The organism is Actimicrobium sp. GrIS 1.19, from assembly GCF_035984655.1.
Lineage (GTDB): Bacteria > Pseudomonadota > Gammaproteobacteria > Burkholderiales > Burkholderiaceae_D > Actimicrobium.
Genome location: NZ_JAXCHT010000011.1, coordinates 105,727 through 118,791, shown reverse-complemented (window position 1 = coordinate 118,791; position 13,065 = coordinate 105,727). Strand labels below are relative to the sequence as shown.

Below are 13,065 nucleotides of genomic sequence, written 5' to 3'. Positions count from 1 at the left end.
TCCGAGAGATCCAGAGCCACCTGGAGGAGATGTACGGCACCGAGGTGTCACCCACCCTCATCTCCAACGTGACGGACGCCGTCAGCGAGGACGTGAAGGCCTGGCAGGCCCGGCCGCTCGACGCTGTGTACCCGATCCTGTATCTCGATTGCATACACGTCAAGGTGCGCGACAGTGGGGCCGTACGCACCAAAGCGGTCTACCTGGCCATCGGCGTCAACATGGAAGGGCACAAGGAGGTGCTAGGCCTGTGGATCTCTCAGACCGAGGGCGCCAAGTTCTGGCTGCAGGTCGTAACAGAACTCAAAAATCGCGGCGTGCAGGATATCTTCATCGCCTGCGTCGATGGCTTGAAAGGCTTCCCGGACGCGATCGAAACGGTCTACCCGAAAGCCGCCGTCCAACTGTGTATTGTGCACATGGTGCGCAACAGCCTGAACTTCGTTCCCTGGAAAAACCAGAAGGAAGTGGCCGCCGACTTGAAACTGATTTACAGCGCTGTCACCACCGACGAGGCCGAACTCAGGCTCGCCGAGTTCGAGACAAAATGGGATAAGCAGTATCAGCCCATCAGCCAGTCCTGGCGCCGTAACTGGGCGCGCGTGGTGCCGTTCTTCGACTACCCGCCGGAAATTCGCAAGGTAATCTACACCACGAACGCCATCGAATCGATTAACATGAGCCTGCGCAAGGTCATCAAAACCCGCAGTTCCTTTCCGACTGACGAGGCCGTCAGCAAGCTTTTTTACCTGGCGCTCAACAACATCAGTAAGAAGTGGACGATGCCAATTCGGGACTGGAAAGCGGCATTAAATCGCTTCGCCATCCAGTTTGAAGACCGGGTGCCGCAGGCTTAAACGAAAACCCGTTTACACAAAATACCTGACACCCCCAGTTGATCAGGAGAAGCAAGCGACGCGTCGTATTGCACCGTTGCCGTTCCGTCCGCAAGGGATACGCGGACGTCGCCGACGCCGTGGACCAGTTTAAGCGCGTTCGTTACGCTGCTGCTGCAGCCGCCGCACGTCATGCCGGTTACTTTCAATAGTTCGGTTTGCATGGTAATTCCTTCTGGACGCAGTGGCTTAAGTGTTGGGAGAGGCTACGTGCCGGACGCCCGTGTTCAATTGATGTGGATCAAAATCGACCATTGCGCGTGACCGCAAGCAAGGCCAAAGCTTTTCGAGCATTCAAATCATTGCCACAAGGCGCGCCCAATCTGCCACCCAATGCCGATGATGTCAGTCCACGCTTTTGCACGTGTTCCACTTCGCCGCGAGCAGGAATATCAGTGGCGGCAACACAAGCATTTGTGCCACAGGAACCAATCCCACCTGCAATCCGGGGATGATTGGCATTGCCGCTCGGTAGGTCCAGCGATCGAGGATGTTGATGGCAACCCATTCGATACCAACTGCGATCAGAAGGCCTGTCAAGAACATCATCAAGTATGTCCGCACGGTTGGGTGGCAGTACCAGTCGACGCGACGAAACGTCGCGCAGCCAATCGCATCGATGATCCCGATCAGGACACCGTCGCCGAGGCTGGCGACAAAGCAGTGCCAGCCGATGTCGCTCCAACCATTCATCCCGACAAACAACGGCGCTTGTGCGATTTCCCACAGATAGTTCAATGCCACCGCGGGCAGATAGATGATGAGCATCTGCGGAACGCCGCGCTTACGAAGATTCGGGCCAGTCATCGCTGTGGATCCAGTCTCAGGGGGAACATGTCAATCCGGGCGCAAAGGCAAAATAATTTTCACTGAAATACGTCGGCAGAAAATCTGCCCGCTGGTTCCGCCGCTGCATTCTGCATTACGTCAAAACGACGATCCCGGGCGCTTCAAAAATTCAATCTCTTCATCCGTCGACGTGCGTCCTAACGTGGCATTCCGATGCGGATACCGTCCAAACCGGTCAACGATGGCGCGGTGCTGGGCTGCTGATTTGGCGGCCTGTCCTTCTTCCTGGAACAGTGCTGCAGCACCAGCGTGGATCGCAGGCGATTCGCTATGCAGAAAGGGGGTGTACAGGAAGACCTTTTGCTCGGGTGTGAGGTGCGCCGGAACGCCAGCGGCCAGCGCCTCTTGCGCCAATGCCAGCGCTAGCGCATCGTTGGCAAACGCCAGCGGCGTGCCGCGATCGATGTTGCGCGAGAACTGGTCCAGCACGATGATTTCGGCCAGCCGTCCCGGCGGCGTGACACGCCAGCCGGCCAGTTCGCAACGTGCCGCCTGGGCGTGGATCGCGCCGAAGCGCGAGCGGATCAGCTGGTCGAATTCGGCGGTGCTGGTCCACCATTGCTTGGGCGCGGCTTCGGTGAACCAGAAATGGATGATGTGTGCGGGTGTCATGATTCGTTTTCCTGTGCCTTTCGTCCGATAGGCGGTTTGCAGCGACGTGCTGCCAGCCGGTAGCAAGGTAACCCATTTGGCTGGGCGCTCGAAAAACCATGCCGAATCCCTGCTTCGTCAGCCGCGGCTGTGCGCGGTTACAAAAATTCCGCGACCCGCTCCGGCGCCGGCGCGTCCGCATTGGGCAAGCCGGCGATGACCCGAACCGCGAGTCCGCCCAGCGCAGGCGACCGCTGCACTTGCAGCTCCAGCCGATGCACCGTTGCGATACGCTGCACGATCGACCAGCCAAGGCCACTGCCACTTTCGATACTGCCCGGCACCCTGAAGAAGCGCTCGCCCAGTCGCGCAATGTCGGCGTCGGACAGGCCCGGGCCGCTGTCCTCCACGCTCAGCACCACGCGGCCGCTTTCCCGTTGCAGTCGCACGGTCACGCGGCCCGAGGCCGGGCTGTATCGCACTGCATTGTCCACCAGATTGCGCACCAGCACGGCCAGCAAGGTCTCTTCGCCGTGAATCGAGGTCGACTCGATGGCCTGGAAATCCAGCGTCTGGTGTTTGCCGAGCGCCTTCGGCGCCAGCTCCGCCAGAACCCGTTGTGTCAGCGTGCGCAAATCGACGCTGGCCATCGTCGGCGCCGCAACCGCCTCCAGCCTGGCAAGGGTCAGCAATTGATCCACCAGGCGGGACGCGCGATCGCAACCTGCCAGGGTATTTTCCAGCGCGTGGCGGCGCAAGGTGGCGTCGGTTTCGGCCAGCGCCACCTGGGCCTGGGTACGGATGGCGGCAATCGGCGTGCGCAGTTCATGCGCGGCGTCGGCAGTAAAGCGGCGTTCTGCCACCAACAGGCGGCCGATGCGTTCGAACAGGCCGTTCAGGGCGCTGATCAGGGGCGCCATTTCCGCGCTGGCGGTGTGCATTTCGACTGGGTGGACTGCTTGCGGCTGGCGCGCCGCGAGCACCCAGCCCAGTCGGCGGAGCGGGGCGACACCCCGGTACACCGCCCACCAGATCAGCAATGCCAGCAGAGGCAATGCGGCAACCGTCGGCCACAATGTCGTGCGCAGCAGCGCCCACATGATCGCGACGCGCGATTCCGTTTGTTCGCCGACGTAGACCTGCACGTCCTTGTCAGCGTCACTGGCAGTGAAAACCCGCCAGCTGGTGCTGTCGATCCGGCTGGTCGAGAAACCATCGTGATGCCGGCGCCCCGGCTCGGCCATCGGCTGCAGTGGTGCATTGGCCGAGCGCAATGCGAGGCGACCATCGTGGAAAACCTGGAAGGCAACGTTCGGCGCAAGGCGATGCAGGATCGGCGCGTCGATGCTGCGGTCTTCGGCGTCGGACTCGCGGGCCTGCTGCACCACCAATAGCGCTGCGGCCTGCGCCAGATGGCTGTCCAGCAGCGCATCGAGTTCGCGCCGCGCATCGAACCAGATCAGCGTTGCGGAAACCAGCCAGACAGCAGTCACAACCGCCAATACCAGTAGCAGCAGTCGCCCCTGCAATGACGCGGGCGATCGGATCATGGATTCGGTGCTTCCCGCAGCACGATGTAGCCGACTCCGCGCACCGTCTGGATTAACGCGTTGCCAAGCTTGCGGCGCAGATTGTGGATATGCACTTCGATGGCGTTGCTCTCGACCTCCTGCCCCCAGCTGTACAGATGCTGTTCCAGCTGCTCGCGTGACAGCACCCGGTCGGCGTGCAGCATGAAGGCGTGCAGCAGTGCGAATTCCCGGCTCGACAGCGCGACAGGCTGGCCCAGTCGCAGCACGGAATGGGCCGCAGGATCGAGGATGACGTCCTGCGCACGGAGGCATTCCTGTGACTGGCCGCAGGCGCGCCGCACCAGTGCACGCAAGCGTGCGGCCAGTTCATGCAGGTCGATTGGCTTGACGATGTAGTCGTCAGCCCCCATGTCAAGAGCCCTGATACGGTCCGGCACCGCGTCGCGCGCCGTCAGGATCAGCACCGGCACAGCGACGCCGGCACGCCGAATCGCCGCCAGCACCTCGATACCATCCTTGAACGGCAGGCCGAGGTCGAGCACTGCGGCGGCATAGGACCGGGTGCGCAACTCGGTTTCCGCCGCATTGCCATCGCGCACCCAGTCAACCTGAAAACCGAGCTGCCGCAATCCGGCTCTCAGGCCATCGCCGAGCAGTACGTCATCTTCAACCAGCAGGATGTGCATAAGATGGGCCGACGCACGAAGGCGTCCTCAGTCGTTATCGCGATCATGCCCAGCCGCCCTGGTTGCGGGCACGGGCCGATCCGCGAGGTTGCCTGACTGTAGCGCACTTTGTCCTTGCACCCACCAGAGCGCCAGCACTGCCATCAGCAACAGTGCTGCCACGCCGCGCCAGGCGCGTCGAATGCCGTCCTCAGGCGCGCCCTGCTTGCGTCCGGTGAACATCGCGCCAACCAGGTTTTCGCGGTGCAGCCAGCTCGCCAGCAAGACACCGGCAATGTGGACGCCGACGATGGCCAGCATCAGATTTGCCGTCACTTCGTGCAGCTCCTGCACCCAGTCTCCCGCCAGATCGTTGTAAGCGGCATAGCCGGACGCGCTGACTGCCAGCGCCAGGGCAAGCAGGCCCACGCTAGCAACGGCGCCGGCGGGATTATGTCCGGTGTAATGTTTGGGACGGCCCTGCAGCAATGTCCTGAGGTAGGCCGCGACCGCGCCGGGGCCGCGAACAAAGGTCGCGAAGCGTGCATGGCGCGAGCCAACCACGCCCCACAGGATGCGAAAGCCGACCAGCAGGGCCATCGTATAGCCGAGTGTCACGTGCAGCAGCCGCCAGCTTTCGCTTTCGGCGGTGAGATACGCCCCGCCAAAACTGAGCACCAGCAGCCAGTGAAACAGCCTGGTCGGGACGTCCCACACCAGGATGGTGCGCTGGTGGGTTTCTGCCGGTGCGGCCTTAGCGGGGGATGCGGACATGCCGTTCATTGAAATCTCCTTGGTCGGATTGGGTGTGGCAGGCAATGCAGTTGGCGGCACTTTTCACTGCGGGTAATTTCCAGGTGGCCGCCGGTACTTCATCGTGCTGCCGCAGGAACCACGATGAACGCGTAATGCGATCGTCGGGCGGCGTTGCCGTCGCGCGCCGGTCGGTGCCAGCGTGGCTCGCGAGCCAGCTCGCAATTTGCTTCGCGGTGGCCGGATCGAGCGACGCATCGGTGCCGAAGTGGCGCGGCAGATTGGCCATCAGCCGCTGCCACGACGCGGCGGGAAGCAGCTCGGGTGGATAGGCGATGTGGCAGGCCGCGCATTCCTGCTGGTACTTCGGCAACAGCGGCAGTGGTTGCGCGCGCCGGTCATTGTCGGCCATGGCGGGCGCCGCGATGCCGACCGTGGTGAGCAAACCGAACAGCAGTCGGGCGATGCCTGCATTCAAGAGATGTGTCATGGCAGTCCTCATGGCGAATTGAAGGGGCGTGGTTGTCATGGCTTCAGCGTGATTAGCCAGGCCAGGATGTCGGCCTTCTCGGCGCCAGTGCATTCACGGCCGATGACGTCGTTGCAGTTACGCCGAAACCACTTTTCGCTCTTGGCCGCGTCGGTGAAGCGCTCGGGATTGGCGGCCGGTGCCATCGGATGGATGGGCTTGCCGGTGGAGGCATGCTTGCCGGCTCCGATGGGCACGGCGCCATGGCAGGAGGCACAACTCCATTCGCGGCCGTGGCGGGTGGTAAAGAGTTGTTGTCCACGGGCCGGGACGGCGGGCGCTCCGGCCTGGGCGGAATACTGCGCGAGCAGTTCCGCCGGTGTGGCGGCATGCACCGGCGCCGCCAGCAGTGCGGAAGCGCACAGCATGAGTGCACACGCTAGCGGTTGAATTAATGGCTTGGAAAACGGCGACAGATGCATGGCACGATCCTCATCGAGTGATGGCTATTTCGTGGGATCGATGATGCGGCTGTTTCCTTAACGTTTTCTTAGCATGCCGCGACTTGCCGGCATGCCAGGCCGCCATGGCGATTATCCGAAGCAGCGATCAGTCTGGCTTGCGATGCAAACTACGGCGCCACCGCCGCGCCCACACCCGCGCCACCAAGCGTGAATGACGCTGTCGCAACGCCCCCGGACGGCACAGCGAACACGGCATCCGCGGCGATCAGGGACAGGCCGCCAAGACCGAGCGCCCACTTCCTGATCTGCGTACGGCGCGATTGCTGCGCTTCCTCCGCGTCGTTCGCGTCGGCCAGTATCTTCGCGCCCTTGCAGGTCTCGACGCGCAGCTTCTCGATGTTGGCCAGCAGCCGTTGCGCCGACAGCGGCTCCCGCAACGCGTCCCTGGAGAGTGCCGCTGCGATCAGGATGTCGGCGCTCGCGCCCGGTGAGGCGCCCGACTTCAGCAGGTATTCCTGCTCCTGCGGCGCGAAGCTGTCCATGAAGAACACCAGGTCATTGGCCAGCTGGCGATGAAACGCGAGGTTCTTGTGCGAGGCCGAGGCCAGCGCCTCGATGTCCTTTTTGAAATTGGGATCCTTGTCCAGCAGGATGATCAGCGTATTGCAGGCCCGGCTGGCAACCGCCGCGACGTCGGCCGGCGAAGGCTTCATCGCCTTGCGCTGGATCTCGAGGATTTCTTCGACTGTCTTGTGCAGGTAGCCGTAGCGCGATTGGGCGTGCGCCGCGCCGGCGACAAGCGCGAGAAGCAAAAGCAGAAGCATGCGAATGGACTTCATCGGATTCTCCTTCAGCGGTCGGGGCAGTAGGGATGGCAAACCGTGTGAATGTGATTTTTCAGCGGTCGGACAATGTCAATTTAGCAGGACTTGCGTCGCTTTGACATGGCTATCGGACGCTGCCCCGCCGTGCCTGCCGGCGGAGTTTCCGCTCGCTCTGCACTGGTAATGCGCGGTATGCCCCACGCTGTCAACGTGCGCAAATTCGTTCGGGCCGCATTTTCGAACGAATCTTGATACCAACCGCATTTCGCGCCGCCGCAACACACGCAGGTGTTGGTATCGCTCTGGCCGGCAGGAAAAATGCAATTGCCGAAGGGTGGTTCGCGGCATAGTGCAGTTAGTTAAAGTTGCTAACTGACAGTTGGCATCAAGGTAATTATGATCAAAAATCAGCTGGCCTTTTACCTGCGTCCTGGTGCGCAAACCGGCAGTCCGTCCGTATCCATCCAGATGATTAAAGCAATCCTTTGGTCGCACTGCACCCAGACAGGCACAGCCATCATCATGCAACCGAGCCCTCAACATCGCATCCTCGTTCTTTCGTCCAGTGAGGCGGACGTCGAGATCCTCAAGCGGGTGCTCAGCAAGGCGCATGACGGTCCGTTCCGCATCGAGTCGGAGAACAGTCTTGCCGCTGGGCTCGCCCGACTCGCCGATGGCGCTATTGATGTCGTGCTGGTTGACCTGACGCTTGCCGATAGCCGTGGTCTCGACACCTTCGACGGCTTGTTCGCCGCGTATCCGCGCACGCCAATCATGACGCTCACTTCGCTTGAAGAAGAGGAAGAAGCAATTGAAGCGGTCACGCGCGGGGCCCAGGGTTATTTGCTGAAAGGGCATTTCGAACGCAATCTGGTGCCGCAGGCGCTGCGCAGCGTGATCATCCGCAAGGAAGTCGAAGAAGCGCTGTACCTGGAAAAAACGCGGGCGGAAATTGCGCTCAATTCCATCAGCGATGCAGTCATCTGCACCGACATCGCGGGACGGGTCAATTACCTCAACGTCGCAGCCGAAACGATGACCGGATGGTCGCGCCAGGACGCGGATGGCCAGCCGATCGCGGCTGTCTTCCGCATCATCAACAGCGTCACGCGCGAGGCCGAGGTCAACCCGGTCGACCTGGTTCTGCAACAAAACGAGGCGATGGGGCTGGCAGCAAATACCGTGATGATCCGGCGCGACGGGGCCGAAGTGCCGATCGAGGATTCGACGTCGCCCATCCATGACTCGAACGGCAAGCTGACGGGCGCGGTGGTGGTGTTTCATGATGTCGGTGCAGCCAAGGCCATGTCGGAGAAAATGGCATACCTGGCGCACCATGATTTCCTCACCGATTTGCCCAACCGGCTCCTGCTCAACGACCGTATTTCGCAGGCGATCACAGCGGCACGGCGACGCGGTACCAAGGTCGCCGTCCTGTTTCTGGATCTCGATAATTTCAAGCACATCAATGATTCGCTTGGCCATGCCACCGGCGACCTGTTGCTGCGGTCAGTGACCCAGCGCCTGAGTGCTTGCGTACGGTCGAGCGACACCGTGAGTCGTCAGGGCGGCGACGAGTTCGTCATTCTGCTGTCGGACTGCAGCGACGAGAGCCACATTGCCAGCACGGCAGAAAAGATCCACGCGGCGCTGTCGCTGCCGCATCTGATTGCCAAGCGCGAGCTGCATGTCAGCACCAGCATGGGCATCAGTGTCTATCCGGCCGATGGCGCCGATGCCGAAGCGTTGATCAAAAGCGCCGATACCGCGATGTACTACGCCAAGGCCAAGGGACGCAACAATCACCAGTTCTTCAGCAACGAGATGAACACGCGTGCCGTCGAGCGGCAATTCATCGAATCGAATTTACGGCGCGCCCTGAAGGAGCAGGAATTCGTCCTGCATTACCAACCCAAGGTGAACCTGGTTACCGGCAAGATCATTGGGGCGGAGGCGCTCCTGCGCTGGCAACATCCGGAGTGGGGCATGCTGCTGCCGGAGCGCTTCGTGGCGATCGCCGAGGATTGCGGCCTGATCGTGCCGCTCGGACAATGGGTCTTGCGCGAAGCCTGCAGCCAGGCCCAGCGCTGGATCGACGCCGGCGTCATGCCGATTTCGATGGCGGTGAACATCTCTGCACTGGAGTTTCGGCAGAAGAGTTTTTTCGAGAATCTGGATGCGATTCTGAAGGAAACCGGGTTGGCGCCCGCATTGCTGCAACTGGAGATCACCGAAGGCGTGCTGATGCACGACGCCAGCGCCAGTGCCGCGATCCTGCAGCAGCTCAAGGACCTCGGTTTGCAACTGGCCATCGACGATTTCGGTACCGGCTATTCGAGCCTGAGCTATCTGAAACAGTTTCCGATTGACGTGCTCAAGATCGACCAGTCGTTCGTGCACGACATTGGCGGCGATGACGACGAAGGCATCATTGCCAGCGCGGTGATCGGCATGGGCAACAGCCTGAAGCTGAGAGTGGTCGCAGAAGGGATCGAAAACCAGAAACAGCTGGCGTTTCTCAAGATGCAAAATTGCGAAGAGGGACAGGGTTTCTTGTTCAGCAAGCCGGTTGATGCCGAGCAGTTCGCGCAGCTGCTTGCTGCCAACGTGGAGCAGGTCGGGTAGTGTTTCGGCAGTGCGCGAGAACCCGGCCGGCACGCTGATCCCGGCCAATCGTCAGGCCGGCGCCGCAGGCCAATCGCACCCGGTTGAGCCGGGATGCGATACTGCCGCAATCCCGTCGCCCGTGTTGTCCACCCATGCCGTTTGCCAAACTCGCCATCCTGCACCAGCGCGCGCCACTGCAGATCCAGCTGATCGATTGCAGCGACGCGCCCGGACTCAGCCTGATCGGGCTGGCCGAGCCACTGCGGCTGGCCGAAAAACTGCTTGGCCCGACGCGCTTGGAATTGCGCGTGGGGCCGCCCGCCAGCGCGACCCTTGCGGCTGATCTGACGCTGCTGGTGGCCGACGGCGTCGGCCTCGCGCCCGATCTGCATGGCGCCGTCGCACTCTGTCGCCAGTCGGTATTCTGGGGTGCGGTCGGCGCGGCCGTGCTGTGGCTGGCCCGCGCCGGCCAGTTCGATGGCGTGCGGGTCGCGTTGCCATGGGCGCTGTACGCCCAGGCCGACGATGAACGTGCCATCCTGACGCCGCAACTGTTCGAACTCGATGGCAACGTGCTGACCTGCTGCGGCGGCAGCGCCAGCGTCGATCTGGCGATGACGCTGATCGCGGCGCTGTTCGGCCCCGAACTTGATGCGACCATTCGCGCCGCACTCTGTATCGACCGCGTGCGCGCGCCGCAGGAACGACAGCGGCTGGCCTTGCAGGAACGCATCGGCGCCGTGCAGCCAAAGCTGGCCGAAGCGCTGGCCCTGATGGAAGCCAACCTGGAGGAGCCGCTCGCTGCCGATGATCTGGCCAGCCTGGTCGGCCTGTCGCGCCGCCAGCTCGATCGCCTGTTCAAGCAGCATCTGGCCAGCGTGCCATCGCGCTATTATCTGGAGCTGCGCCTGCAGCGAGCGCGCCAGTTATTGCTGGAATCGCACCATTCGATCGTGCAGGTCGGGCTGATGTGCGGATTTTCGTCCGGCTCGCATTTTTCGACGGCCTACGGCGCGTTGTTCGGCATCACGCCGCGCCAGCAGCGCCAACGCCAACCGGGTGCTTTGTGAAAATCCATGTCCGATTTTGAAAAGTATTTCGCGCAGCCCTTGCCTATAATCTTCACACCTTGTCCTTGCCGGAGCCGTCCATGAATGCTGTTGATGCCGTTTTCACTTCCCCGCCCGTGTCGCGCCAGACCTTTGATGAAGTCATGGTGCCAACCTATGCGCCCAGCAACGTCGTGCCGGTGCGCGCACTCGGGCTGGATGTCTGGGACCAGGCCGGCAAGCAATATCTGGATTTCACCGCCGGCATTGCCGTCACCAGCCTGGGGCACGCGCATCCGGCGGTGGTCGAGGCGCTGACGGCCCAGGCGCAGCAACTCTGGCATGTCAGCAACGGCTACACCAACGAACCGGTGCTGCGCCTGGCCAGTGCCCTGATCAAGGCGACCTTTGCCGAACGCGCTTTTTTCTGCAATTCCGGCGCCGAAGCCAATGAAGCCGCCTTCAAGCTGGCGCGCAAATACGGGCATGACAAATTCGGCCCGCAGCGCTCGCGCATCCTGTCCTGCCTGAATGCCTTTCACGGCCGCACGCTGTTCACGGTCAGCGTCGGCGGCCAGCCGAAATACACCGAAGGCTTCGAGCCGCTGCCGCCAGCCATCAGCCACATTCCTTTCAATGACATCGCCGCCGCCCGTGCCGCCATGGGCGACGATGTCTGCGCCATCGTGGTCGAACCGGTGCAGGGCGAGGGCGGCGTGATGCCGGCCGATGCGGCCTATCTGCAAGCGCTGCGCGCGTTGTGCGACCAGACCGGCGCGCTGCTGATTTTTGACGAAGTCCAGTGCGGCATGGGACGCACCGGGGCGCTGTTTGCCTACATGCAGTACGGCGTGACGCCGGATATCCTGACCTCGGCCAAGGCGCTCGGCAACGGCTATCCGATTGGCGCAATGCTGACCACCAGCGCGATTGCCGCCACCTTCGTGCCCGGCACCCACGGCACCACCTACGGCGGCAATCCGCTGGCGGCGGCGGTGGCACTGAAGGTGCTGGAGATCATCGACACCCCGGTCTTCCTGACGCGGGTGCAAGAGGCCGGTGCGCTGCTGCGCCGCATGCTCGATGCGCTGGTGGTCGACTATCCGCAGGTGTTTGCCAGCGTGCGCGGGCGCGGGCTGATGCTGGGCATGCTGCTGGCCGACGGTTATCGCGGGCGCGCCAAGGAAATCACGAAATACGCCGAGGCCGAAGGCTTGATGATCCTGATCGCCGGCATGGACGTGTTGCGCTTCGTGCCGGCGCTGACCGTGTCGGACGCGCAGCTCGGCCGCGCTGACCAATTGCTGCGCACCGCGCTCGACAAATTTCTCGCCGCGCCAAAATGACGCCGACCGTGCGCCCGGTGGCGCTGGCCGATATTCCGGCGTTGGTGGCGCTGGCGGCCGGTGCGACCAGCGGCGTGCATACGCTGCCGAAAACACCCGAGGCGATCGAGCGCGCAGTGCGCCATTCGCTGGCCTCGTTTGCGGCGGATGTGGATATGCCGGGCGACGAGTCGTACACCTTCGTGCTGGAAGACAGCGACGATCAGCGCATTCTCGGCAGTGCCGCGCTGGCGGCGTCGGCCGGGGTCAACGGCACCTTCTTTGCGTTTCGCAACGACGTCATGCAGCAGGTCTCGCGCGAGCTCAACATCGGCCACAGCGTGCATGCGCTGACGTTGTGTTCCGGCCTGACCGGGCACTCGCAGCTGGCCAGTTTTTATGTCGCCAGCGATGACGAACAGCATGCCGTGCTGCTGTCGCGCGCGCGCCTGATGTTTGCAGCCAGTGCGCCGCAGCGCTTTGGCGACCGCTTCTTTGCCTCGCTGGCCGGGATCACCGATGATGCCGGCCGCTCGCCGTTCTGGGAAGCGCTCGGACGCAAATTCTTCCAGATGGATTTCCTGGAAGCCGAACGCCTGATCGAAGGCGGCCGCAACCGCAGCCTGATCGTCGAGTTGATGCCGCACTATCCGGTGTATGTGCCACTGTTGCCGGGCGCGGCCCAGGCCGCGATGGGGCAGGTCCATGCGGAGGGCGAATTGCCGTTGCAGATCCTGTCCGACGAAGGCTTCGAAGCCGATGAATTCATCGATATCTTCGACGGCGGCCCGATCCTGCAGGCGCACAAGCATGCGCTGCGGTCGTTTTCGGCGGCCTTGCCACGGCGCGTGAAGGCGGCCGACGGCGGCGCCGGCGAGCCCTCCTATCTGGTTTGCCATGGCGCGCAAAATGCGTTTTGTGCGATTCTGGTCAGCGCTGCAACGCTGGAAACCTCCGACAGCATCGGCCTGTCGGCGCAATCGCAACGCAGTCTGAACGTGGCTGTCGGCGATACCGTTACCTGTGTCAGATTGTGAGGCC

At 62.5% G+C, this 13,065-nt stretch carries 14 protein-coding genes; 5 read left to right on the top strand and 9 right to left on the bottom strand.

What is annotated here, in order from left to right; genetic code table 11:
• A partial coding sequence (locus tag RCH09_RS10080) for an IS256 family transposase (protein WP_326940946.1) occupies positions 1–857 on the top strand: 857 nt, incomplete at its 5' end.
• On the opposite strand, the gene RCH09_RS10075 is transcribed toward RCH09_RS10080, so the two are convergent.
• The 9 genes from RCH09_RS10075 to RCH09_RS10035 all read right to left on the bottom strand — a co-directional run bounded on the left by RCH09_RS10075 (position 854) and on the right by RCH09_RS10035 (position 7,058).
• On the bottom strand, positions 854–1,060 hold the full coding sequence (locus tag RCH09_RS10075; protein ID WP_326940945.1) for a heavy-metal-associated domain-containing protein: 207 nt from the start codon (positions 1,058–1,060) through the stop codon (positions 854–856). The two genes, RCH09_RS10080 and RCH09_RS10075, sit on opposite strands and share 4 nt — an antisense overlap.
• 181 nt (positions 1,061–1,241) lie before the next feature.
• Positions 1,242–1,703, bottom strand: coding sequence for a hypothetical protein (locus RCH09_RS10070; RefSeq protein ID WP_326940944.1), 462 nt, complete (start codon positions 1,701–1,703; stop codon positions 1,242–1,244).
• A 120-nt stretch (positions 1,704–1,823) separates the two neighbouring features.
• The gene (locus tag RCH09_RS10065; protein WP_326940943.1) at positions 1,824–2,357 is read right to left on the bottom strand and encodes a DUF924 family protein; all 534 of its coding nucleotides are present in this window, start codon (positions 2,355–2,357) and stop codon (positions 1,824–1,826) included.
• 137 nt (positions 2,358–2,494) lie between these two features.
• A complete protein-coding gene (locus tag RCH09_RS10060) occupies positions 2,495–3,886 on the bottom strand; it encodes an ATP-binding protein (RefSeq protein ID WP_326940942.1) in 1,392 nt (463 codons plus the stop codon).
• Positions 3,883–4,554 carry a response regulator transcription factor gene (locus RCH09_RS10055; RefSeq protein ID WP_326940941.1) on the bottom strand — a complete coding sequence of 224 codons (672 nt, stop codon included), beginning with the start codon at positions 4,552–4,554 and terminating at the stop codon, positions 3,883–3,885. The genes RCH09_RS10060 and RCH09_RS10055 overlap by 4 nt, the downstream gene beginning before the upstream one ends.
• A gap of 27 nt (positions 4,555–4,581) precedes the next feature.
• Positions 4,582–5,316, bottom strand: a complete 735-nt coding sequence (locus RCH09_RS10050) for a cytochrome b/b6 domain-containing protein (RefSeq protein WP_326940940.1) — start codon at positions 5,314–5,316, stop codon at positions 4,582–4,584.
• On the bottom strand, positions 5,288–5,776 hold the full coding sequence (locus RCH09_RS10045) for a diheme cytochrome c (RefSeq protein ID WP_442785027.1): 489 nt from the start codon (positions 5,774–5,776) through the stop codon (positions 5,288–5,290). Before RCH09_RS10045 ends, RCH09_RS10050 begins: the two co-directional genes overlap by 29 nt.
• 35 nt (positions 5,777–5,811) lie before the next feature.
• On the bottom strand, positions 5,812–6,183 hold the full coding sequence (locus tag RCH09_RS10040; protein WP_326940951.1) for a DUF1924 domain-containing protein: 372 nt from the start codon (positions 6,181–6,183) through the stop codon (positions 5,812–5,814).
• A 203-nt stretch (positions 6,184–6,386) separates the two neighbouring features.
• Complete coding sequence (locus tag RCH09_RS10035; RefSeq protein ID WP_326940939.1) at positions 6,387–7,058, bottom strand: hypothetical protein; 672 nt, start codon at positions 7,056–7,058, stop codon at positions 6,387–6,389.
• A 507-nt stretch (positions 7,059–7,565) separates the two neighbouring features.
• Here RCH09_RS10035 and RCH09_RS10030 point away from each other — a divergent pair.
• The 4 genes from RCH09_RS10030 (at position 7,566) to RCH09_RS10015 (ending at position 13,061) form a co-directional block, all read left to right on the top strand.
• A complete protein-coding gene (locus RCH09_RS10030; RefSeq protein WP_326940938.1) occupies positions 7,566–9,668 on the top strand; it encodes a putative bifunctional diguanylate cyclase/phosphodiesterase in 2,103 nt (700 codons plus the stop codon).
• Between the two features lie 134 nt (positions 9,669–9,802).
• Complete coding sequence (locus RCH09_RS10025; RefSeq protein ID WP_326940937.1) at positions 9,803–10,720, top strand: GlxA family transcriptional regulator; 918 nt, start codon at positions 9,803–9,805, stop codon at positions 10,718–10,720.
• A gap of 80 nt (positions 10,721–10,800) precedes the next feature.
• The gene (locus RCH09_RS10020) at positions 10,801–12,045 is read left to right on the top strand and encodes an acetylornithine/succinyldiaminopimelate transaminase (RefSeq protein WP_326940936.1); all 1,245 of its coding nucleotides are present in this window, start codon (positions 10,801–10,803) and stop codon (positions 12,043–12,045) included.
• Positions 12,042–13,061, top strand: coding sequence for an arginine N-succinyltransferase (locus tag RCH09_RS10015; protein WP_326940935.1), 1,020 nt, complete (start codon positions 12,042–12,044; stop codon positions 13,059–13,061). The genes RCH09_RS10020 and RCH09_RS10015 overlap by 4 nt, the downstream gene beginning before the upstream one ends.
• Positions 13,062–13,065: the final 4 nt, after the last annotated feature.

What these genes read in the sequence shown, in the direction of transcription:
- RCH09_RS10075 (WP_326940945.1), bottom strand. Translation starts at nt 1,060, where the DNA reads ATGCAAACCGAACTATTGAAAGTAACCGGCATGACGTGCGGCGGCTGC.
- RCH09_RS10070 (WP_326940944.1), bottom strand. Translation starts at nt 1,703, where the DNA reads ATGACTGGCCCGAATCTTCGTAAGCGCGGCGTTCCGCAGATGCTCATC.
- RCH09_RS10065 (WP_326940943.1), bottom strand. Translation starts at nt 2,357, where the DNA reads ATGACACCCGCACACATCATCCATTTCTGGTTCACCGAAGCCGCGCCC.
- RCH09_RS10060 (WP_326940942.1), bottom strand. Translation starts at nt 3,886, where the DNA reads ATGATCCGATCGCCCGCGTCATTGCAGGGGCGACTGCTGCTACTGGTA.
- RCH09_RS10055 (WP_326940941.1), bottom strand. Translation starts at nt 4,554, where the DNA reads ATGCACATCCTGCTGGTTGAAGATGACGTACTGCTCGGCGATGGCCTG.
- RCH09_RS10050 (WP_326940940.1), bottom strand. Translation starts at nt 5,316, where the DNA reads ATGAACGGCATGTCCGCATCCCCCGCTAAGGCCGCACCGGCAGAAACC.
- RCH09_RS10045 (WP_442785027.1), bottom strand. Translation starts at nt 5,776, where the DNA reads ATGACACATCTCTTGAATGCAGGCATCGCCCGACTGCTGTTCGGTTTG.
- RCH09_RS10040 (WP_326940951.1), bottom strand. Translation starts at nt 6,183, where the DNA reads ATGCTGTGCGCTTCCGCACTGCTGGCGGCGCCGGTGCATGCCGCCACA.
- RCH09_RS10035 (WP_326940939.1), bottom strand. Translation starts at nt 7,058, where the DNA reads ATGAAGTCCATTCGCATGCTTCTGCTTTTGCTTCTCGCGCTTGTCGCC.
- RCH09_RS10030 (WP_326940938.1), top strand. Translation starts at nt 7,566, where the DNA reads ATGCAACCGAGCCCTCAACATCGCATCCTCGTTCTTTCGTCCAGTGAG.
- RCH09_RS10025 (WP_326940937.1), top strand. Translation starts at nt 9,803, where the DNA reads ATGCCGTTTGCCAAACTCGCCATCCTGCACCAGCGCGCGCCACTGCAG.
- RCH09_RS10020 (WP_326940936.1), top strand. Translation starts at nt 10,801, where the DNA reads ATGAATGCTGTTGATGCCGTTTTCACTTCCCCGCCCGTGTCGCGCCAG.
- RCH09_RS10015 (WP_326940935.1), top strand. Translation starts at nt 12,042, where the DNA reads ATGACGCCGACCGTGCGCCCGGTGGCGCTGGCCGATATTCCGGCGTTG.